This is a genomic window from Gilliamella sp. Nev3-1, from assembly GCF_001690435.1.
Lineage (GTDB): Bacteria > Pseudomonadota > Gammaproteobacteria > Enterobacterales > Orbaceae > Gilliamella > Gilliamella apicola_C.
Genome location: NZ_LZHN01000074.1, coordinates 102,232 through 122,440, shown reverse-complemented (window position 1 = coordinate 122,440; position 20,209 = coordinate 102,232). Strand labels below are relative to the sequence as shown.

23 protein-coding genes are annotated in these 20,209 nt (G+C 35.2%); 15 read left to right on the top strand and 8 right to left on the bottom strand.

Translation table 11 applies throughout. From position 1 onward, the window contains the following. Positions 1-90: 90 nt before the first annotated feature. Positions 91-1,425 carry an exodeoxyribonuclease VII large subunit gene (gene xseA, locus A9G40_RS12135; protein ID WP_065583247.1) on the bottom strand — a complete coding sequence of 445 codons (1,335 nt, stop codon included), beginning with the start codon at positions 1,423-1,425 and terminating at the stop codon, positions 91-93. 31 nt (positions 1,426-1,456) lie between these two features. After that, positions 1,457-2,263: an exodeoxyribonuclease III gene (gene xthA, locus A9G40_RS12130; RefSeq protein ID WP_065583246.1), complete on the bottom strand. Its 807-nt coding sequence runs from the start codon at positions 2,261-2,263 to the stop codon at positions 1,457-1,459. A gap of 116 nt (positions 2,264-2,379) precedes the next feature. On the opposite strand from xthA, the gene tyrA reads away from it, so the two are divergent. The 10 genes from tyrA to A9G40_RS12080 all read left to right on the top strand — a co-directional run bounded on the left by tyrA (position 2,380) and on the right by A9G40_RS12080 (position 11,659). Continuing rightward, on the top strand, positions 2,380-3,501 hold the full coding sequence (gene tyrA, locus A9G40_RS12125; protein ID WP_065583245.1) for a bifunctional chorismate mutase/prephenate dehydrogenase: 1,122 nt from the start codon (positions 2,380-2,382) through the stop codon (positions 3,499-3,501). A gap of 145 nt (positions 3,502-3,646) precedes the next feature. After that, positions 3,647-4,978 (top strand): phosphoglucosamine mutase, encoded by a 1,332-nt coding sequence (gene glmM / locus A9G40_RS12120; protein WP_065583244.1) that lies wholly within the window; start codon positions 3,647-3,649, stop codon positions 4,976-4,978. Positions 4,979-5,231: 253 nt separating this feature from the next. Further along, positions 5,232-6,014 carry a F0F1 ATP synthase subunit A gene (gene atpB, locus A9G40_RS12115; protein ID WP_065583243.1) on the top strand — a complete coding sequence of 261 codons (783 nt, stop codon included), beginning with the start codon at positions 5,232-5,234 and terminating at the stop codon, positions 6,012-6,014. Positions 6,015-6,050: 36 nt separating this feature from the next. Then, entirely contained in the window at positions 6,051-6,284 is a 234-nt protein-coding gene (atpE, locus tag A9G40_RS12110) for a F0F1 ATP synthase subunit C (protein ID WP_442902731.1), read from the top strand. Positions 6,285-6,308: 24 nt separating this feature from the next. After that, positions 6,309-6,779 (top strand): F0F1 ATP synthase subunit B, encoded by a 471-nt coding sequence (gene atpF / locus A9G40_RS12105; RefSeq protein ID WP_065568354.1) that lies wholly within the window; start codon positions 6,309-6,311, stop codon positions 6,777-6,779. A 13-nt stretch (positions 6,780-6,792) separates the two neighbouring features. After that, positions 6,793-7,326: a F0F1 ATP synthase subunit delta gene (gene atpH / locus A9G40_RS12100; RefSeq protein WP_065583242.1), complete on the top strand. Its 534-nt coding sequence runs from the start codon at positions 6,793-6,795 to the stop codon at positions 7,324-7,326. Positions 7,327-7,337: 11 nt separating this feature from the next. Then, positions 7,338-8,879: a F0F1 ATP synthase subunit alpha gene (gene atpA / locus A9G40_RS12095; protein ID WP_065583241.1), complete on the top strand. Its 1,542-nt coding sequence runs from the start codon at positions 7,338-7,340 to the stop codon at positions 8,877-8,879. 15 nt (positions 8,880-8,894) lie between these two features. Further along, positions 8,895-9,764, top strand: coding sequence for a F0F1 ATP synthase subunit gamma (gene atpG, locus A9G40_RS12090; protein ID WP_065583240.1), 870 nt, complete (start codon positions 8,895-8,897; stop codon positions 9,762-9,764). Positions 9,765-9,811: 47 nt separating this feature from the next. After that, positions 9,812-11,194, top strand: a complete 1,383-nt coding sequence (atpD, locus tag A9G40_RS12085) for a F0F1 ATP synthase subunit beta (RefSeq protein ID WP_065583239.1) — start codon at positions 9,812-9,814, stop codon at positions 11,192-11,194. A 39-nt stretch (positions 11,195-11,233) separates the two neighbouring features. After that, positions 11,234-11,659, top strand: coding sequence for a F0F1 ATP synthase subunit epsilon (locus tag A9G40_RS12080; RefSeq protein ID WP_065568359.1), 426 nt, complete (start codon positions 11,234-11,236; stop codon positions 11,657-11,659). A gap of 269 nt (positions 11,660-11,928) precedes the next feature. On the opposite strand, the gene A9G40_RS12075 is transcribed toward A9G40_RS12080, so the two are convergent. The 3 genes from A9G40_RS12075 to A9G40_RS12065 all read right to left on the bottom strand — a co-directional run bounded on the left by A9G40_RS12075 (position 11,929) and on the right by A9G40_RS12065 (position 13,197). Beyond that, a complete protein-coding gene (locus A9G40_RS12075) occupies positions 11,929-12,306 on the bottom strand; it encodes a hypothetical protein (protein ID WP_065583238.1) in 378 nt (125 codons plus the stop codon). 102 nt (positions 12,307-12,408) lie between these two features. Continuing rightward, a complete protein-coding gene (locus A9G40_RS12070) occupies positions 12,409-12,756 on the bottom strand; it encodes a hypothetical protein (protein ID WP_065579508.1) in 348 nt (115 codons plus the stop codon). 102 nt (positions 12,757-12,858) lie between these two features. Next, on the bottom strand, positions 12,859-13,197 hold the full coding sequence (locus tag A9G40_RS12065) for a hypothetical protein (protein WP_065568362.1): 339 nt from the start codon (positions 13,195-13,197) through the stop codon (positions 12,859-12,861). A 1,143-nt stretch (positions 13,198-14,340) separates the two neighbouring features. On the opposite strand from A9G40_RS12065, the gene A9G40_RS12060 reads away from it, so the two are divergent. Next, positions 14,341-15,156: a hypothetical protein gene (locus A9G40_RS12060; RefSeq protein ID WP_141675264.1), complete on the top strand. Its 816-nt coding sequence runs from the start codon at positions 14,341-14,343 to the stop codon at positions 15,154-15,156. Between the two features lie 88 nt (positions 15,157-15,244). After that, entirely contained in the window at positions 15,245-15,928 is a 684-nt protein-coding gene (gene cobB / locus A9G40_RS12055; protein WP_065583236.1) for a Sir2 family NAD+-dependent deacetylase, read from the top strand. Between the two features lie 9 nt (positions 15,929-15,937). On the opposite strand, the gene mtgA is transcribed toward cobB, so the two are convergent. Both mtgA and mobB read right to left on the bottom strand, forming a co-directional pair. Next, positions 15,938-16,633, bottom strand: coding sequence for a monofunctional biosynthetic peptidoglycan transglycosylase (mtgA, locus tag A9G40_RS12050; protein WP_065583235.1), 696 nt, complete (start codon positions 16,631-16,633; stop codon positions 15,938-15,940). A gap of 48 nt (positions 16,634-16,681) precedes the next feature. Next, positions 16,682-17,176: a molybdopterin-guanine dinucleotide biosynthesis protein B gene (gene mobB, locus A9G40_RS12045; RefSeq protein ID WP_065568366.1), complete on the bottom strand. Its 495-nt coding sequence runs from the start codon at positions 17,174-17,176 to the stop codon at positions 16,682-16,684. Positions 17,177-17,260: 84 nt separating this feature from the next. On the opposite strand from mobB, the gene A9G40_RS12040 reads away from it, so the two are divergent. Next, positions 17,261-18,289 (top strand): threonine aldolase family protein, encoded by a 1,029-nt coding sequence (locus A9G40_RS12040; protein WP_065583234.1) that lies wholly within the window; start codon positions 17,261-17,263, stop codon positions 18,287-18,289. A gap of 127 nt (positions 18,290-18,416) precedes the next feature. Here the strand turns inward: A9G40_RS12040 and mobA are convergent, their stop codons facing one another. Continuing rightward, positions 18,417-19,004, bottom strand: a complete 588-nt coding sequence (mobA, locus tag A9G40_RS12035; RefSeq protein WP_065583233.1) for a molybdenum cofactor guanylyltransferase MobA — start codon at positions 19,002-19,004, stop codon at positions 18,417-18,419. A 201-nt stretch (positions 19,005-19,205) separates the two neighbouring features. On the opposite strand from mobA, the gene A9G40_RS12030 reads away from it, so the two are divergent. Next, positions 19,206-19,475, top strand: coding sequence for a YihD family protein (locus A9G40_RS12030; RefSeq protein ID WP_065568369.1), 270 nt, complete (start codon positions 19,206-19,208; stop codon positions 19,473-19,475). Between the two features lie 8 nt (positions 19,476-19,483). Next, positions 19,484-20,209 (top strand): thioredoxin domain-containing protein, encoded by a 726-nt coding sequence (locus A9G40_RS12025; protein WP_065583232.1) that lies wholly within the window; start codon positions 19,484-19,486, stop codon positions 20,207-20,209.

Below are 20,209 nucleotides of genomic sequence, written 5' to 3'. Positions count from 1 at the left end.
CAGATTATATACTAGTGATCACTTGAATTGCAAAAATGATGTTAAAAACTGGTAAAAACAGTCTATGAATGTTCTTTAAAGATAACGAGTTTATTCGTTAATTTCGATAATTTGACTAACCAGTTTTCCTTTCTTTAATCTTGTGACGATAAATTCCCCAACAGTCACCTGCTCACAGCGACGAACCACTGTGTTATTTTGGTTTATGGTGACAGAATAACCTCGCTCAAGTGTAGCAAGTGGGCTAACATTATTGAGTTGCGAAGTTTGTAACACAAATTGATGCTGTGACTTTGTTAATTTCTGATCAATTAAATTAATGAGTTGCTGCTGTTTTTGTCGAACCAATTGCCCTAAATAGGTGATGTTATTTTGTGGCGATACTCGTAATAATCGTCTATCTAAAAAATTATAGCGATTTGACTGCTTGAAAAAATATTGCTGAATATTTTCATATAATGAATGACGATAGGTTAAAAGTTGATTCAATTGTTTTTCTAATTTTGTTTGTGGATGTTGAGTCTGCAATAGATGATGCCATTTATTGAGTTTTTCTCGACACTGCATTAAATAATAATCCATTGCCATGGATAGATGCTGTTCTTTTGCTTGAATGCGTTTTATCTGATCTAAATTATCATGACTTACTAACTCGGCAGCAGCAGATGGTGTAGCCGCTCTGACATCAGCAACAAAATCTGCAATGGTAAAATCAATTTCATGTCCAACCGCACTAACCGTCGGTATTTTGCTTGAAAAAATGGCTCTTGCTACTATTTCTTCATTAAATGACCATAAGTCTTCAAGCGAACCTCCGCCTCGCCCAATAATTAACACATCACATTCTTGCCGAATATTGGCAATTTGAATCATCTTAGCAATTTGTCCCGCGGCCTCATTGCCTTGTACTTGAGTTGGGTAGATGATTAAATGTAAGCTAGGATCACGGCGCTTTAATATCTGGCAAATATCATGTAGCGCAGCACCCGTTGATGAAGTGATAATGCCAATGGTACGAATATTTTCAGGCAGTGGCTGTTTATACATGGGATCAAATAAACCTTCGTCTGACAGTTTTTGTTTTAACTGCTCAAACTTTTGCTGTAGTAATCCTGCTCCTGCGGGTTGAATTTTATCAATAACTAGTTGATATTCCCCGCGCGATTCATACAGTGTAACTGTTGCTCGAACTAAAACTTGCTGTCCATTTTGTGGTGTAAAGCCAGCACGGAAATTACTATTGCGAAACATTGCACAGCGCACCTGTGCACTGTCGTCTTTTAATGAGAAATACCAATGACCCGACGATGGACGAGAAAAGTTTGAGATTTCGCCTATCAACCAAACTTGGCCAATAGCATCACAAAGCAACTCTTTCACCATTTGATTGAGATCTTTAATCGATAAAATTGAACTACCTTGCATGCTATTATCCTTATGGTAACTATATTTATGGTTATGCTAAATCAAATTGAGCCCAAATTGGTGCATGATCAGATGGTTTTTCCATCGCTCTAATATCATAATCAATACCTGTTTGCAGGTAGTAATTCATCATTTTTTTGCTAGCTAAAATCAAATCGATACGTAGCCCAATATGGGTATCAAAACCTTTAGAACGATAATCAAACCAAGAATATGTTTTTTCTTTTGGATAAGCATTACGGTAAGTATCAGTAAAACCAAGTGACATTAAATTTTTTATCCATTCACGCTCTTCTGGCAAAAATGAACATTTACCTGTACGTAACCAACGTTTTCGGTTTTCTTCGGTAAGACCTATATCTAAATCGGTTGGGCAAATATTCATATCCCCCATTATTAATGATAATTGGCTATTTAATTGTTGCTGTTCGATATAAGTTATTAGATCTTGATAGAATTTACGCTTAGCAGGATATTTTATTTCATGATGTAAACTTTCACCTTGCGGAAAATAACCATTAATTACCATCAAATTGCCTTGGCTAGTTGGTAACTCAGCAATAATCAAACGGCATTGTGCGTCTTCGTTATCGGTTGGAAAACCACACTGTACTGAAATGGGTTTTTGTTTAGTTAACAATGCCACACCATAGTGACTTTTTTGCCCGTGATAATATAAGTGATAACCAAACTGAGCAAGCTCTTCAACGGGAAATTGGTCATTATGTACTTTGGTTTCTTGAAGACCAATAATATCTGGTTGGTGGATATCAATAATTGCCGCTAGCTGATGAATTCGGGCTCGAAGGCTGTTAATATTAAAAGAGATGACTTTCATGATTATTTTATTGTGTTACATTTAATGTTGTAGTTGCCCCATCCTACCAAAAATACGTTATACTGTTAAGCTATTACATAAAGAGTTGTCATTTGTGATAAAAGGAATAGCCGAATATGTCTACGGAATTAACTGCCTTGCGCGATAAAATTGATGAAGTTGATAAATCAATTTTATCATTAATTACCAAACGATTAGCATTAGTTACCGAAGTTGGTGAAGTAAAAAGTAAACATGGTATTCCTATTTATGATCCTAAACGTGAAGCAGAGATGCTAAATAAAAGGAGACAAGAAGCTGAAAATGCGGGTATACCTCCCGCATTAATTGAAGATATTTTACGTCGTTTGATGCGTGAATCGTATATTAGCGAAAATGACAAAGGTTTCAAAAAAGTTTATACAGGCCAAGGTTCTATAGTTATTGTTGGTGGTAATGGACAAATGGGGCGGTTGTTTGCTCGGTTATTTACATTATCAGGCTACCAAGTTAAAACGTTAGGCTCTAAAACTATGCATCAAGCTACTGAAATAGTTGCTGATGCTGCTGCGGTTATTGTCACAGTGCCAATAAATAAAACTTGTGAAATCATAAAGCAATTACCGCAATTGCCAACAGATTGTATCTTAACGGATTTTACTTCTATCAAAGCTAAACCACTTGAAACAATGCTAGAAAAGCATCAAGGACCAGTTGTCGGATTGCATCCTATGTTTGGCCCTGATGTGCCTAATTTAGCCAAACAAATCATCGTTTATTGTGAAGGTCGCGAACCTACTAAGTATCAATGGTTAATTGAGCAAATGCGTATATGGGGTGCTAATTTATGCGCTATTGATGCCAAAGAGCATGATAAATGCATGTCGTTCATTCAAGCATTACGCCATTTTACCTCTTTTTCATACGGCGTAAATTTACAACGTGAACAGGCTGATTTAGAGCAACTAATTGCACTATCATCTCCTATCTATCGGCTTGAGCTGATGATGGTTGGACGGTTGTTTGCTCAAGATCCGGCTCTTTATGCCGATATCATTATGGCATCAGATGATAATATCGAATTAATCAAGCGCTATTACGAGCGCTTTGGGCAAATGGTGAGATTAATTGAACAACGTAATAAAACTAAATTTATTGATAATTTTAATGAAGTCACCGCCTGGTTTGGCAATTATGCAGAACGCTTTATCAAAGAGAGCCAAGTATTATTAAAATTTGCCAATGATAGTCGAGAATAGCTTTATACTGAAACGTATATTTTATTGAGTTTTTTTACAACTTGGGGTATGCGTTTTATCAAAAAATAATCGCATACAACTTTAAAGTAAAGTATAGTTAATTAAATGTTGTCCAAAATAACAAATATTAGTGTAAGGGAACAAAATGTCTAATCGGAAATATTTTGGTACAGATGGGATCCGCGGTAAAGTTGGAATGTATCCTATCACACCAGATTTTGCGCTCAAATTAGGCTGGGCAGCGGGTCGTGTGCTTGCCAAAGATGGGGTGAAAAAAGTATTAATCGGTAAAGATACTCGCATTTCAGGCTATATGCTTGAGTCAGCACTGGAAGCAGGTTTTGCCTCCGCTGGCGTTGCCGCTGCTTTTACAGGCCCTATGCCAACCCCCGCCATAGCCTATTTAACTCGTACTTTTCGGGCTGATGCTGGGGTGGTCATTTCTGCTTCACATAACCCTTTTTATGATAATGGTATTAAGTTCTTTTCAGCCGAAGGGAAAAAGCTTGATGATGCTATTGAATTAGAAATTGAGGCTGAGCTTGAAAAAGAGATCGATTGTGTAGAATCAAAACAACTTGGTCGAGCAAGCCGTATCACCGATGCAGCGGGACGCTATATCGAATTTTGTAAAAGCACATTCGATCATGATTTAAGTCTAGCTACATTAAAAATTGTTGTCGATTGCGCTAATGGTGCGACTTACCACATCGCTCCTAAAGTATTACGAGAGCTTGGCGCGCAAGTGATCAAAATTGGTTGTGAACCTGATGGTGTTAATATCAATGAAAACTGTGGTGCAACTGACGTTAAGGCTCTCGCTAAATGTGTTATTGATGAAAAAGCAGATTTAGGCTTTGCATTAGATGGTGATGGCGATCGTATCATCATGGTTGATCATAAAGGACGCAAAATTGATGGTGATCAAATTATTTACATCATTGCTCGCGAGGCACTGAGACAAGGTCAACTCAAAGGTGGAGTTGTTGGCACATTAATGAGCAATATGGGGCTTGAAATTGCACTTAGAAATCTTGGAATTCCTTTTGTCCGAGCCAAAGTGGGTGATCGTTATGTGCTTGAAAAATTAGTAGAAAAAAACTGGCGCTTAGGTGCTGAAAATTCAGGTCATGTGTTATTATTAGATAAAACCACCACCGGTGATGGTATCGTTGCGGGCTTACAAGTACTAGCGGCAATGGTGCGTAATGATATGTCATTAGCTGATTTATGCAGTGGCATGACAATGCTACCGCAAGTCTTAATTAATATCCATTTTTCAGGCAAAGAAGATCCACTAAATAGCAATGTAGTAAAATCAGCTATTGAACAAGCAGAAAAACAGCTTGGCAATCATGGGCGAGTTTTGCTCCGTAAATCGGGTACAGAACCACTTATTCGCGTCATGGTTGAGGGAAACAATGAAATGGAAGCACAAAAATTAGCAGAAACTATTGCCATAGCGGTTAAAAATTAAAAATAGCCTCATTTATGCCCATTAATTAAGCCATTGATTGAACAATATTTGGTTTAAAATAATGGGTAAAGTTGCGCATATTTACACAAAATTAGTAAAAAGTGTCTAAATTTTTAATTTCGTTAATCAAAGGTTGACTTAATATAGGTAATTGGGTTTAAAATAGTGGCTTCAATTATTACAACGATTGCTTATACCTTTTCTTGGTAAATAAGCAGTATTCTTTGTTTTTAGAAATAAGTAAGAGGGTTATATGTCTGTTTCCTCTCCAGCTTCACCACAAGCTTACATCAAGCATCATCTTGAGAACTTGCAAGTAGGTTCGGGTTTTTGGACCTTAAACCTTGACTCACTGTTCTTTTCAATTCTACTTGGTGTAATCTTTTTATGGATTTTTCACCGCGTTGCTAAAAAAGCAACTAGTGGAGTGCCAAGTAAATTACAATGTGCTGTTGAGATGATTTTTGAATTTGTAAACAATACCGTTAAAGATATGTTCACAGGTCAAAATAAACTCATTGCACCATTAGCTTTAACAGTGTTTATTTGGGTTTTTTTAATGAATTTTATGGATCTTATCCCGGTTGACTTTCTACCTTATGCAGGCCAATACCTAGGTCTATCACATTTAAGGGTTGTTCCAACAGCTGATGTTAGCATCACTATGTCAATGTCTTTAGGCGTGTTTGCCCTTATTATTATTTATTCTATTAAATATAAAGGGATTAGTGGTTTCATTAAAGAATATACACTTCACCCTTTCAATCACTGGGCATTTGCGCCTATTAATTTAGTGCTTGAATTAGTTAGCCTTTTAGCTAAACCTGTTTCTTTAGGACTTCGACTTTTCGGAAATATGTATGCTGGTGAACTTATCTTCATCTTAATTGCTGCATTATTACCTTGGTGGTCACAGTGGGTATTGTCATTACCTTGGGCCATCTTCCATATTTTAATTATTACATTACAAGCATTTATTTTTATGGTGTTGACGATCGTTTATTTAGCTATGGCGTCGGCAACGGAAGATCATTAATTTTAATATTTTTTTGATAATAAACTGGAGTATATAATGGATATTAGTATGTTATTTGTAGCCGCAGGTATAATGATGGGATTAGCTGCAATTGGTGGTGCAGTTGGTATTGGTTTATTAGGTGGTAAATTTTTAGAAGGTGCTGCTCGCCAACCAGAATTAATGCCTATGTTACGTACTCAATTCTTTATCGTTATGGGCTTAGTTGATGCGATCCCAATGATTTGTGTGGGTATTGCGCTTTATGTTATTTTTGCTGTCGCTGGCTAATAAAAATTTAAGAGGAATCGTGTCATGAATATGAACGCAACGCTCCTCGGCCAAGCAATTACATTTGTATTGTTTGTTTGGTTCTGTATGAAGTTTGTTTGGCCTCCAGTTATTGGCGCAATTGAAAAGCGTCAAAAAGAGATAGCCGAAGGACTTGCTTCAGCAGAAACAGCAAAAAAAGATTTGGAATTAGCCAAAGCAAATACATCTGACATAATGCAACAGGCTAAGGTTGAGGCCAATGCAATTATTGAGCAAGCAAACAAACGCAAAGCAGCCATTCTTGAAGAAGCAAAGCAAGAAGCTTCTCGTGAAAAAGAACGAATTGTTGCTCAAGGGCTTGCCGAAGTAGAGGCCGAACGCAAACGAGCTAAAGAAGAGCTCAAACAACAAGTCGCTACACTCGCTATTGCTGGTGCAGAAAAAATTATTCAACGTTCTGTTAATGAAGCCGCAAATAGCGACATCATTGATAAACTCGTAGCTGAACTATAAGGAGATATGAGCAATGGCTGACTTAATTACGATTGCTCGCCCTTATGCTAAAGCCGCTTTCGAGTTTGCGGTAGAAAAAAACAGCATCGAATCATGGCATAAAATGCTAGTGTTGACATCAGAAGTAAGCAAAGATGCTCAAATAAAGAGTGTTTTAACATCTGACATGAAAGCCGATTCGGTGGCTAATTTACTCATCAATATCTGCAAAGATGTGTTAGATGAGTTTAGCACTAACTTTATTAAGATTATGGCTGAAAACAAACGGTTATCACTTCTTCCCGAAGTACTAACTTTGTTTGAGCAATATTGTTTAGAGAAAGATGCCCAAGCAGATGTAGATGTGATTTCTGCTAGTGAGCTAACCAATGAACAACTTAATAAGATTTCTGTCGCTGTCGAAAAACGTTTATCACGAAAAGTAAAACTAAAATGTCACATAGATAAATCGCTCATTTCTGGTTTTATTATTCGTACGGGCGATATGGTTATTGATAGTAGTATCAGAGGGCGTTTAAATCGTTTAAATGACGCTCTACAGTCTTAAGGGGACTGATAATGCAGCTAAATTCAACTGAAATAAGTGAACTAATTAAAGAGCGGATAGCTCAGTTCAATATTGTGAGTGATGCTCACAATGAAGGAACTATCATATCTGTAAGTGATGGTATCCTTCGAATCCATGGACTAACTGATGTAATGCAAGGTGAAATGATTGCATTACCAGGAGGTCGCTATGCAATGGCTCTCAACCTTGAAAGAGACTCTGTCGGTGCAGTGGTCATGGGACCATACGAAGATTTGTCTGAAGGAATGAAAGTCCAATGTACTGGTCGTATATTACAAGTACCAGTCGGTGAAGGTTTATTAGGTCGCGTTATTAACACACTAGGTGAGCCAATTGATGGTAAAGGTTCACTTCAACATGATGGATTTTCACCAGTTGAAGTTGTTGCCCCTGGTGTTATCGATCGTAAATCCGTTGATCAAGCATTACAAACTGGCTATAAAGCCGTTGACTCAATGATTCCAATTGGCCGAGGTCAGCGTGAACTTATCATCGGTGACCGTCAAACCGGTAAAACAGCACTTGCTATTGATGCGATCATCAACCAACGTGACTCTGGCGTAAAATGTATCTATGTCGCTATTGGACAAAAACAATCAACTATTGCCAATGTTGTGCGTAAACTTGAAGAACATGGTGCATTAAAAAATACGATTGTTGTTGTTGCCTCTGCATCTGAATCAGCAGCATTACAATATTTAGCACCATATGCAGGTTGTGCAATGGGCGAATACTTTCGCGATCGTGGTCAAGATGCATTAATTGTTTATGATGATTTATCTAAACAAGCGGTTGCTTACCGTCAAATTTCGTTATTACTTCGTCGCCCACCTGGACGTGAAGCTTACCCTGGTGATGTATTTTATCTTCACTCGCGTTTACTTGAACGTGCTGCGCGTGTCAACGAAGCCTATGTTGAAGAGTACACTAAAGGCGAAGTTAAAGGTAAAACAGGTTCTTTAACTGCATTACCAATTATTGAAACTCAAGCTGGTGACGTTTCGGCATTCGTACCAACTAACGTAATTTCGATTACTGATGGTCAGATATTCCTTGAAACTAGCCTATTTAACTCAGGAATTCGCCCAGCGGTTAACCCAGGAATTTCAGTTTCACGTGTAGGTGGTGCAGCGCAAACTAAGATAATGAAAAAATTATCAGGTGGTATCCGTACTGCGCTTGCACAATATCGTGAATTAGCTGCGTTCTCACAGTTTGCATCTGACTTAGATGAAGCAACAAGAAATCAATTAAGCCACGGTGAAAAAGTAACCGAATTGTTAAAACAAAAGCAATACTCACCAATGACTGTTGCTGAACAATCAATTGTACTTTACGCCGCTGAGCGTGGTTATTTAGAAGATGTTGAACTTGCTAAAGTGTTACCATTTGAAACCGCACTACTTGCTTATGCTCATAGTCAACATGGCGATTTTGTTAAACAAATTGATGAGACCGGTAATTACAATGATGAGATTGAAAGTAAGCTAAAAGCATTACTTGAAAGCTTTAAATCAACTCAAACTTGGTAAGGGTGGGGGTAAAAAATGGCTAATGCAAAAGAAATTAGAACCAAAATTGCCAGTATCCAAAGTACGCAAAAGATCACTAAAGCGATGGAAATGGTTGCTAACTCTAAAATGCGTAAAACGCAAGATAGAATGGCCGCTAGCCGACCATATGCAGAGATGATCCGTGAAGTAATTGGACATTTAGCGTTAGCTCAGATAGGCGCCAAACATCCTTATTTAGAACAAAGAGATGTAAAGCGAATTGGCTACCTTATCATTTCAACCGATCGTGGTTTATGTGGTGGTTTAAATATCAACCTTTTTAAAAGTGTTATTGCCGATATGTCAGCATGGCAAGAAAAAGGGGTGGAAACTGATGTTGCTTTAATTGGCTCTCGAGGTGTTTCATTTTTTTCATCATTGAAAACAAACATCTTAACCCAAGTCACTAACTTGGGAGACGAGCCAACTTTATCCAATTTAATTGGTCCGGTAAAAACAATGCTTGAGGCATATGACAGCGGTAAAATTGATAAATTATATATTGTTACCAATAAATTTATTAATACGATGTCGCAAAAGCCAACAATACAGCAATTATTACCATTACCACCATCAGAAGATAAAGAGCTCAAAGCTTCATCATGGGATTATATTTATGAGCCTGACGCTAAATCACTATTAGATGTGATTTTACGTCGCTATATTGAATCACAAGTCTACCAAGCAGTGGTTGATAATTTAGCGAGTGAACAAGCAGCAAGAATGGTAGCCATGAAAGCGGCAACAGATAACGGTGCAAACCTAATTAATGAATTGCAAATTGTGTATAACAAAGCGCGCCAAGGTGCGATTACTAATGAATTGATTGATATTGTATCCGGTGCAGCCGCGGTTTCAGGTTAGTGCTAAATATTGGCTTATAGTTAAGAAAAAGACGTAGAGGATTAAAAATGGCTACTGGAAAGATTGTCCAGATCATCGGTGCGGTGGTTGATGTCGAATTCCCCGAAGATGCAGTACCAAAGGTATATGACGCATTAGAAGTGGAAACTGGCACTGAAAAATTAGTTCTGGAAGTTCAACAACAATTAGGTGGTGGCGTTGTTTGTTGTATTGCGATGGGATCATCTGATGGTTTAAGACGTGGACTTAAAGTGGTAAACACTGGTCACGGCATTGAAGTACCAGTGGGGACTAAAACACTGGGGCGTATCATGAACGTACTTGGTGATCCGGTTGATAAAGCAGGTCCAATTGGGGAAGAAGAGCGTTGGGCTATCCACCGCGCAGCACCGACTTATGAAGAACTTGCAAACTCAACTGAATTACTTGAAACAGGTATTAAAGTTATTGATTTAATTTGCCCATTTGCTAAAGGGGGTAAAGTGGGTCTATTCGGTGGTGCTGGTGTGGGTAAAACCGTTAATATGATGGAGTTAATCCGTAACATCGCTATCGAACACTCTGGTTACTCAGTATTTACAGGTGTAGGTGAACGTACTCGTGAAGGTAATGACTTTTATCACGAAATGAAAGAATCAAACGTGCTTGATAAAGTATCGTTAGTTTATGGTCAGATGAATGAGCCACCAGGAAACCGTTTGCGCGTTGCGTTAACTGGTTTAACCATGGCAGAAAAATTCCGCGATGAAGGTAAAGATGTATTATTATTCATCGATAATATTTATCGTTATACCTTAGCTGGTACCGAAGTATCTGCATTATTAGGTCGTATGCCATCGGCTGTAGGTTATCAACCGACATTAGCCGAAGAAATGGGCTTACTACAAGAGCGTATCACTTCAACTAAAACTGGTTCAATTACTTCAATCCAAGCTGTATATGTACCAGCAGATGACTTGACTGACCCATCACCAGCAACAACATTTGCTCACTTAGATGCAACAATCGTATTGAGCCGACAAATCGCCTCATTAGGTATCTATCCAGCGGTGGATCCATTGGATTCAACCAGCCGTCAATTAGATCCTTTAGTGGTTGGTCAAGAGCACTATGATTGTGCCCGTGGTGTTCAATCGATTTTGCAACGTTATCAAGAATTAAAAGATATTATTGCGATTCTTGGCATGGACGAGTTATCAGAAGAAGATAAATTAATTGTTGCTCGTGCGCGTAAGATTCAACGCTTCTTATCTCAACCATTCTTTGTTGCAGAAGTATTTACTGGTTCACCAGGTAAATATGTACCATTGAAAGATACGATAAGTGCATTTACGGGTATCATGAAAGGCGATTATGACCATATACCAGAACAAGCGTTCTATATGGTTGGTTCAATTGATGAAGCGATTGAGAAAGCAAAATCTCTCTAGGAGATTCATTGAGCAGATCGTATTAACGGAGATAGTAATATGGCACTAACTTCCTATCAATTAGAAGTTGTTAGTGCTGAATCTCACCTATTTTCAGGTGATGTTCAGCGAATCAGAGTAACTGGTCAAGAAGGCGAGCTCGGGATTTATCCTGGTCATACACCTTTACTCACAACAATAAAACCTGGTATGGTTGGTATTGTGAAAACGAATGGCGAAGAAGAGTTTATCTATCTGTCTGGTGGTATTTTAGAAGTTCAACCTAACATCGTAACCATCTTAGCAGATACTGCTATTCGCGGTGAAGACTTAGATGAAGCAAGAGCACAAGAAGCGGTAAGGCAAGCGCAGGAACATATTAATCACCTAAGTGATGATGTGTCATTTGCTCAAGCATCTGCCGAACTATCTAAGGCATTAGCAAAAATTCGTGTTATTGAATTAACTCGCCGTGTCGGCCAATAATTTGCTTTTTATGTTGTAGTGCACGAAAAAGGTTACTGGATAGAATTGCTGAGTAACCTTTTTAATTTTAGCGTTCCAAATGTTAAGCGTTAGTTTTCTTTCAATACTCTTCAGTATTATTTTCTTATTAAATTGATACTGAAACCTACATTTTTCTAAAACTTTTTAATAGAAAACTCGCAATAACTTAAAATTTCTTTTTTATTTAAATATAGGAAAATTAGGGTTATACCTACTACTTAGCTGTTTTCGTAAAGTAACAAGGGTAGTTATTCAACAGTTTTTGAAACAAAGTAAACTACACCCAATCCAGCAGAGCAAGAATCATAAATATCATTTTCATTAGCCTCTACAGCGTCATTTTTCGTTATGGCTTGATAACTGTTACCATCATCATCATAGAAAACAAAATGATAAACTTGTGTATATATATACTGTTTTTTTATTGTAGTATTTGTATTTTTCTTCTTTTCTGAAGCCAATAAGGTGACTTTGGTTTTGGACGGATCTAAATTTCCCATATCAACGATACCAACATATTGCATCTGCCTTAGTGCATCGTTCATAAACTGATTTGAACAATTAGGTACTTTAGCAAAAGAGATAGCTGGTAATATTAGCCCAATAATTAAAATAATTTTTTTCATATTATAACCTTAATCTTGTTTTCCTTATTCTGTATAGCTAACTTGTAAAGCTACAGTATCAATTCATTAAATAAATTTTGAAATCTTTGGCAATCTGATCCATTAATCAAAATAATCAATTTGGCGTTTTGATACTAAATAACTATCAACTTCACCTATTGAGCAGTCTTTATTAGAAGCTTCACTTTTGGTGATAACTTCATAAGCTTTATTTTTATTATCATAAAAAACAAAATGGTAAATTTGCGTATATAAATCCTTACTTTTCTGTTCAGATGCTAAAAGGGTTATTCTCAATTTTGATTGATTCAAGTTTTCAATCTCCACTATATTACTATTTTTCAACCACTCCTTAGCCTTATCCAAAGCGCGAGTATGGCAATCTGGCCCTTTAGCAAAAGATAGCATTGGGCATAATATTAACAATATTACTAAAGAAAGCTTTTTCATATAATTACCTTAAGTTATTCTTTTTTTAAATTATATTATTTTTATCATTGACTAAAAACACGCTAAAATGCCAAATTTACTTGCCTATTATTAGATAAGCTACTAATGAACTTGACTTTTGGATATTAGATATTTATTCACATCACTGATTGAACATTCTTCATATGATGCTTGGCTTTTGGTAATAACTTGGTAGCTATTACCATGTGTATCATAAAAAACAAAGTTATATATTTGCGTATACACCCCTTTTTTTATTTCTTCTGATACCAACTGTGTTATTTTAGTTTTAGATTCATCTAACTTTCGAATATCGACTATGTTCTCGTTTTTCATCCAAGCCAAAGTCATATTCATCGGCCAAGAATAACAATTAGGTCCTTTAGCAAAAGAGGCTAATGGGCACAACATTAACAATATTAGTATAGAAAACTTTTTCATCTTATTACCTCAATTCATTCATTTCTTATCTTTGGCAGAATATAACCACTTAATAATTTAACAATAGTTCGATTGATAACTGGCTAATAAGTTTTTGCCCTTGCCCAACTTACCTCTTCAATTAAACTTATTGTTTTCACATAATTATTTAATTTAATTATTTTATAGTGAGTTAGCTTATCATAAACGTGTATTGTTAATACACTATTTGTTATATTAATCCTCGCCCCCAAAATGGATAAATGCCACCGCTGTGATATCAATAAAAAGGGGGGAAGCAAGAGCTTCATATTTGGCCTTCTGGTTTAGATAAACAAGTCAAAGAAATTGGTGATAAAAAAGGCTAAACCAATGAAAATGATTAAGCTAGTTGTTATATTGTTGGTTAATTTTATAGGGGGATTACTAAGTTATCGATAGTGTTATCACTTTATCAGGAAACACGGTACACCTGAGTCTTATTATTTACTATTTTATGGTTTGTGTTATTGCTGTTTTATTATTATTTCAATCGTTATATTAAATAAAACGACCATCAGGTTTAGTTTTTTGTGGGATGATTGTTGGTATTTTAATAAGTTTTATCTTATGGATTACCTGTCCATTCATTGTGGAAAATTATCATAGATCATCAGCCCTGAATGTAGATATTATTATAATCTATCTATTTATACCATCAGCTATTACCCTTAATTTCGCCATATTTCCAGTAAACTTATTGTGTTGTCATTACTCAATTGTTTGGATTGAAAAAATATATAATAAAATTATTCATATGATTAGGTCATCTTAAACCGTATAGAGACAACCAATACGGTATGTCCATTCAAATTAAGTTCTAGTACAATAAAAATCAGTCAGAAAAACCATTGATTTTATTGAAGTTTTTATTTTGAAAAAATGATAAGAAATAATAACATGAATCCTTTTGCTGCAAGCTATACCTTATGGTGTACGGGTTAATACATTAAGTCTATTGTAAAGGCGGATACTATTTAATATTTTGGCTAGGATCATATAAAGTATTGAGATTTAATCTTACATAACTTATTAAATAAAATAATATTATGGATTTTTATAATAAAAAAAATGATATAGTATGAAAGATTAATTTTTGATTATTAATAAAGATGTGATTTTTTAATGAAGAAAATTACTTCCTTCTTATTTTTTATACCCATTATATGGTTAATGTTTTCTTTTTCATGTTTAGCTAAACCAAAAGTTATCCATGTTCTTGTTGCACTATGTGATAACAAATACCAAAAGATTGTTCCTGTTCCAAAAGCTATAGGTAATGGACAAGATCCAAAAAGTAATCTTTATTGGGGAGCCGCTTATGGTTTTAAAACCTATTTTGCAAAACAAAAAGAGTGGCAAGTTATAAAAATTAATCGGCCAAGCAATGATAAAATATTAGAAGAAATAATTTATAAACATCAAAATCAAGATGTTTATATCATAGCGCAAGCATATAATGGTAAATATATAGATGATACTGTCAATGATTTTCTAGATTATGCTGCTGGTAAAAAAGAGCAATCCTATTTGTTTGGTGATAAAAAAGTTATTGTTGGAGGCAAGGCTGACTTAGTTGTTTATATTGGTCATGATTCGTTAATGGAATGGTCATGGCGTAAATATTTACCTGATAGCTGGCGATGGGAAACACTCTCAAAAGAGCAACAGGCAAAACAAAAATCGCGTTATGCAGCAGTATTTGCATGCAAAAGTCAGCAATATTTTTCACCACCGCTATCTCGTTTAGGTATTACGCCACTGATTTTAACTATGCACCGAATGGCACCTGAAGCATATAGCGTTTATGCAATGATTGATAGCTGGCTAAAAGTTGAACCAAAAGAAGTTACCCGCCAAAAGGTAGCAAGCGCTTATAGCCAATATCAAAAACTAAATAAGCCAGCATTACAGATTTTTACAACTGAATATAAGCAATAATCCTAATTATTTTTTTAATCACACGATAAGCACTATAGATGTTTAATTTATAGCAAAATAATTAAATAGCGAAGGTATATATACAATTATGAAAGCACCTAAAATTGTCATTTTAACTGGCGCTGGTATTTCAGCTGAATCTGGATTATCAACGTTCCGTGCACAAAATGGATTGTGGGAAGGGTATAATGTAGATGATGTTGCAACCTATGAGGGATATATTCGAGATCCGATTGCTGTTCATCAATTTTATAATATGTTGCGTAATAAATTACAAGATCCTAATGTAAAACCCAATGCTGCGCATTTTGCATTGGCAGAACTAGAACAAAAGTTAGGTTTTGATAACGTATTAATTGTGACACAAAATGTAGATAATTTGCATGAACAAGCTGGATCAAAAAATATTATTCACATGCATGGTGAGTTATTAAAAGTTCGTAATGAAAAAACAGGGCAGATTATTGATTGTAATAAAGATATCGATTATGCACAAAATACATTAATCCGCCCACATATTGTTTGGTTTGGAGAGATTCCATTACAAATGGATGCTATCCATGACGCACTGTTACAAACAGATTATTTTATTTCAATAGGTACATCAGGGAATGTTTATCCAGCAGCGGGGTTTGTTCAGATTGCAAATCAATCTGGTGCTAAAACCATTGAACTGAATTTAGAGCCTAGCTTTAAACAAAATTTATTCCAAACAAAAATTTATGGACCTGCAAGTAAAATTGTTCCTGAATTTATTAAGACATTTATCTAACAATAAACGCTATTTTAGCTTTTTTAGATAATTTTTATTACCCAAATTATTCATTTGGTTATAAATCCATTTAGCTCTTTTTTGTACCCGTTCACTTGCTATTGTTGGACTCCAACGCCTTGGGTTAGGTAATATTGCTGCAAGTAAACTTGCTTGCTTTGCAGTTAACTGATTAGCACTAACATTAAAATAGTGCTGAGCGGCGGCTTCAATACCAAAAATACCCTCTCCCCATTCAGCACAATTTAAATAGATTTCCAGTATACGTTTTTTGGGCCAAAATAGTTCTATCCACAATGTAAACCAAGACTCAACACCTTTGCGAATCCAGCTACGAGATGGCCATAAAAAGATATTTTTAGCAACTTGCTGAGTGATTGTGCTAGCTCCTTTGATTTTTTTGCTATTTTGATTATGATCTAAGGCGATGCGAATAGCATTAAAATCAAATCCCCAATGCACAGCAAAATTTTGATCTTCTGAGGCTATTACGGCAATTTTAATATTGTCCGAAATTTCATTCCAATCTTTCCAAACTCGTTGTTGAGGTATATTCCAATGCATGACTTTACGTTCTATCATTAACATAGACCCATATGGAGGATTCCACCAACGCATAACTAAAGTTGAAAAAACAGATAGTAGCATTAGTCCGATTATTACCTTTTTGGCAATGGCTAGAATTTTTTTTAATAAACGAATCATGCTAATTTTATATAATATAAAGTAAAAAGGTAGATAAGATACGATATATTATTGTTTAAATAAATATCTTTTTATAAAATCAACAATTTGAATTGGTTGATTGATATCAAAAATAGGCACAGAAACATCTAATGGTTCATCACTGGCTATCGCTATTGTAAACTCATCTATATAGAGGGGCTTTTTATTTGCTTGACGATGACAAATGATTTTAGGAATATTTTCGTCTTTAAATCCTTCAATCAATATAATATCAACATCATTAAATTGATTAATGAGCGTGATTAAATCTGCTGGTTTATTCGGTGTTTCTTGAATCATTGCATAACGATTATTACATGCAATAATTGTTTGCAAAGATCCAGCTTTTCGCAATTCATAACTATCTTTACCAGGAATATCAAACTCAATGTTATGGTGCGCATGTTTTAATGAACCAATAGTAAAACCTTGTTCAACGAATAATTCAATGATCTTTTTTAGTAAAGTTGTTTTGCCGTTACCACTATAACCACAAATCCCAATAATTTTCCGGTTGTTCATCGATTCTTTACTCTAATGTGCTATATTGAAGATTAGGTAATATTACACTATTTTATACAATGCCTGTTGGAGAAGGAGCGTTATATGTACGATTTTTTGAATGATTATAATCAAACGGTTCACCCTCATTTACTAAAAAATTTTATTGATATTGCTGATAAAAAATTGAGTGGTTATGGTTTAGATGATATCTGTGATCATGCAATAGAAAGCATAAAAAAACAATTGAAATCACCAAAGGCTGATATTCATTTTATGCCTGGAGGAACTATTACTAATTTAACAGTAATTTCACATATATTAAGACCTTATCAAGCGGTTATTGCAACTGACACAGGGCATATTAATGTGCATGAAACTGGCGCTATTGAGGCGACAGGGCATAAAGTGTTAACAGTGCAAACGGAAGATGGGAAACTGACACCAGAATTGATTAAGCCTGTTTTAACTCATCATTGCGATGAGCATATGGTACAACCTAAACTTGTCTATATCTCAAATACGACAGAACTCGGTACGGTATATACCAAGCAAGAACTCAAAAAACTATATCAATTTTGCCAAAAAAATCACCTTTATCTTTATTTAGATGGTGCAAGATTAGCGATGGCATTAACGGCAAAAGATAATGATATTACTTTTCCTGATTTAGCAAAATATACTGATGTATTTTATATTGGTGGAACTAAAGTGGGGGCTTTTGCTGGTGAAGCGGTGATATTTAATAATCTTTCCATTAATCAAGATTTTCGTTTTAGCATGAAGCAAAAAGGAGCAATCTTAGCCAAAAGCTGGATTATTGCCATACAAATTAAAGCATTAATGCAAAATAATCTTTATTTTGAGTTAGGGAAGCACAGTAATGAGATGGCTGATAAATTAAAAACACTATTTGAGAAAGCAGGGTTAACATTTATCGCCAAACCACAAAGTAATCAGCTATTTGTTAATTGTCCAATCCAACTGGCTGAAAAAATTCTTGCTCATTACGCCGTAGATAATCTTGGACAAACTGATGCTAAACACATTGGTTTGCGTTTTTGCACCTCATGGTCCACACAAGATGAAGAAATAGAATTATTTGCTGAGCAATTTCAGAAATGGTTAGCATAACAAATAAATAGCGATTAGGCGTTGATATGAACTACTTTAAATAAAATAACCTGCTCCCATTATTAAGGCTATATTATCTATTGATAAATAGCCTTAATACCGATGATATACTTATCTTATTTCTATCTCAGTAGTTTTTTATTTGATTTGCTTGTTTAAGTTCTTCAGGCGTATTGATATTAATAAAACAAAAAGTCTGATCATTAAAATCAACGGATTTTGCATCAATTTGTTCTAAAAATGACATTAATTTACGATTACCTTGTTCCAAATACAATTTAAGTTTTTGGATAACTGCTTTATGAATAAGCAAAATAGTTGGGTGATTATACTGACCATCACACGGGTAGATTGCTTTGCTGTTTGAAGTATGTATTGCTAAACGCGCGATTAAATCATTTGGTAAGAAAGGGGTATCACAACTAACAAATAAATTCCAATCTGTTTCACTACGTAATAACCCACTGTAAATGCCAGATAATGGCCCTAAATAGCCAGTTAGATCATCGCTAAATACTGGGTATTGAGCTTTTCGATATTGATTAGTATTACGATTGCAGTTAATCATAATTGAGTCAACTTGAGGTTTGATATGGTTAATGACATGTTGGTAAAGCGGTTTTCCGTTTAACAACAGTAATCCTTTATCATCACCATTCATTCGTAAACTTTGCCCTCCTGCTAGAATAATTGCAGTAATTGGTACACTTTTCATAAATTATTTCTCTTTTGCATTGCCAAAAAACAAAATAACATTACTATATAACAAAGTTGTTTTAAGTTTTAGCATACATATTTTAAACATAGCAGCTCAATTATTCATGAAATTGAGTATATACCAGCCTGTTTTTAATATGTAAATTAAATTTTATATCATCATCTTCAATTGCTTTGAGGATTAAAAAAGGTATTAATTATGAAATGTCATCGTATTGATGAAGTAATGGAATTATTACAACCCGCTTGGGAAAGTGATTCAGATCTTAACCTATTACAATTTTTAGCTAAATTGGGTCAAGAAGCGGGGTTTGAAGGTGAATTAAAGGACTTGAGTGACGAAGTTTTAATTTATCATTTAAAAATGCGAGGCTCAGATAAGAGCGAAGCTATTCCAGGCCTAAAAAAAGATTATGAAGAAGATTTTAAATCTGCGTTGTTAAAAGCACGTGGAATTATAAAAGAATAAGGAGGATTATGAATATGAAAAAAACGCTGATAGCAATTAGTATTGCACTTTTTTCTGTAAACTGTTTTGCAGATGAAGGTAAAACAACAACTAAATCCGAAGTATCAACAACCACAACTGCGCCAGAGCCGATCGAATTAGGCAAACAATATGCTGCATTGCCAACAAACCCTTCACCTGACAAAGAAGTTATAGAGTTTTTTTCGTTTAATTGTCCAAGCTGTTTTAGATTTGAAATTCAAAATCAAGGTTCGCACACCATTGGTAAAGCTTTACCTGAGGGAGTCAAATTTAAACGTTATCATTTAGAGGATTTTGGACCACTAGCTAAAGAGCTTGCGCAAGCGTGGGCTGTAGCGAATGTCCTTGGTATTGAAGATAAAGCTTCAGTTGCACTTTATAATGCAGTTCAAAAAGATAAAACAATAAAAACAGCTGATGATATTAAAGTGGTTTTTGAAAAATTAGGTATCAGTGGTGAAGTGTATGATAAAACCAAAGATGGCTTTTTAGTTAAAGCCTTTATGGCGCAACAAGCAAGTGCAATTAAAGAGATGAAACCAGAGTCTATTCCTACTGTTATTGTTAATCGTAAGTTTTTTATCATAGCAAATCAACTTAATATAACTAGTGATGAAGCATTTATTAATGACTATGCAAGAGTGACTGCATTTGTTGCTGGGTTAGATCCTAATGCAAAAGTAGAGCAAAAAACAAATTCCGATAAAAAATAA

Bases quoted from the DNA above. Each gene is read 5' to 3' on its own strand.
- glmM (WP_065583244.1), top strand. From the start codon at position 3,647: ATGTCTAATCGGAAATATTTTGGTACAGATGGGATCCGCGGTAAAGTT.
- atpE (WP_442902731.1), top strand. From the start codon at position 6,051: ATGGATATTAGTATGTTATTTGTAGCCGCAGGTATAATGATGGGATTA.
- xseA (WP_065583247.1), bottom strand. From the start codon at position 1,425: ATGCAAGGTAGTTCAATTTTATCGATTAAAGATCTCAATCAAATGGTG.
- atpB (WP_065583243.1), top strand. From the start codon at position 5,232: ATGTCTGTTTCCTCTCCAGCTTCACCACAAGCTTACATCAAGCATCAT.
- A9G40_RS12030 (WP_065568369.1), top strand. From the start codon at position 19,206: ATGAAATGTCATCGTATTGATGAAGTAATGGAATTATTACAACCCGCT.
- atpF (WP_065568354.1), top strand. From the start codon at position 6,309: ATGAATATGAACGCAACGCTCCTCGGCCAAGCAATTACATTTGTATTG.
- A9G40_RS12065 (WP_065568362.1), bottom strand. From the start codon at position 13,197: ATGAAAAAGTTTTCTATACTAATATTGTTAATGTTGTGCCCATTAGCC.
- A9G40_RS12060 (WP_141675264.1), top strand. From the start codon at position 14,341: ATGAAGAAAATTACTTCCTTCTTATTTTTTATACCCATTATATGGTTA.
- atpD (WP_065583239.1), top strand. From the start codon at position 9,812: ATGGCTACTGGAAAGATTGTCCAGATCATCGGTGCGGTGGTTGATGTC.
- tyrA (WP_065583245.1), top strand. From the start codon at position 2,380: ATGTCTACGGAATTAACTGCCTTGCGCGATAAAATTGATGAAGTTGAT.
- A9G40_RS12070 (WP_065579508.1), bottom strand. From the start codon at position 12,756: ATGAAAAAGCTTTCTTTAGTAATATTGTTAATATTATGCCCAATGCTA.
- atpG (WP_065583240.1), top strand. From the start codon at position 8,895: ATGGCTAATGCAAAAGAAATTAGAACCAAAATTGCCAGTATCCAAAGT.
- mobB (WP_065568366.1), bottom strand. From the start codon at position 17,176: ATGAACAACCGGAAAATTATTGGGATTTGTGGTTATAGTGGTAACGGC.
- A9G40_RS12075 (WP_065583238.1), bottom strand. From the start codon at position 12,306: ATGAAAAAAATTATTTTAATTATTGGGCTAATATTACCAGCTATCTCT.
- atpH (WP_065583242.1), top strand. From the start codon at position 6,793: ATGGCTGACTTAATTACGATTGCTCGCCCTTATGCTAAAGCCGCTTTC.
- mtgA (WP_065583235.1), bottom strand. From the start codon at position 16,633: ATGATTCGTTTATTAAAAAAAATTCTAGCCATTGCCAAAAAGGTAATA.
- atpA (WP_065583241.1), top strand. From the start codon at position 7,338: ATGCAGCTAAATTCAACTGAAATAAGTGAACTAATTAAAGAGCGGATA.
- A9G40_RS12080 (WP_065568359.1), top strand. From the start codon at position 11,234: ATGGCACTAACTTCCTATCAATTAGAAGTTGTTAGTGCTGAATCTCAC.
- A9G40_RS12025 (WP_065583232.1), top strand. From the start codon at position 19,484: ATGAATATGAAAAAAACGCTGATAGCAATTAGTATTGCACTTTTTTCT.
- A9G40_RS12040 (WP_065583234.1), top strand. From the start codon at position 17,261: ATGTACGATTTTTTGAATGATTATAATCAAACGGTTCACCCTCATTTA.
- cobB (WP_065583236.1), top strand. From the start codon at position 15,245: ATGAAAGCACCTAAAATTGTCATTTTAACTGGCGCTGGTATTTCAGCT.
- mobA (WP_065583233.1), bottom strand. From the start codon at position 19,004: ATGAAAAGTGTACCAATTACTGCAATTATTCTAGCAGGAGGGCAAAGT.
- xthA (WP_065583246.1), bottom strand. From the start codon at position 2,263: ATGAAAGTCATCTCTTTTAATATTAACAGCCTTCGAGCCCGAATTCAT.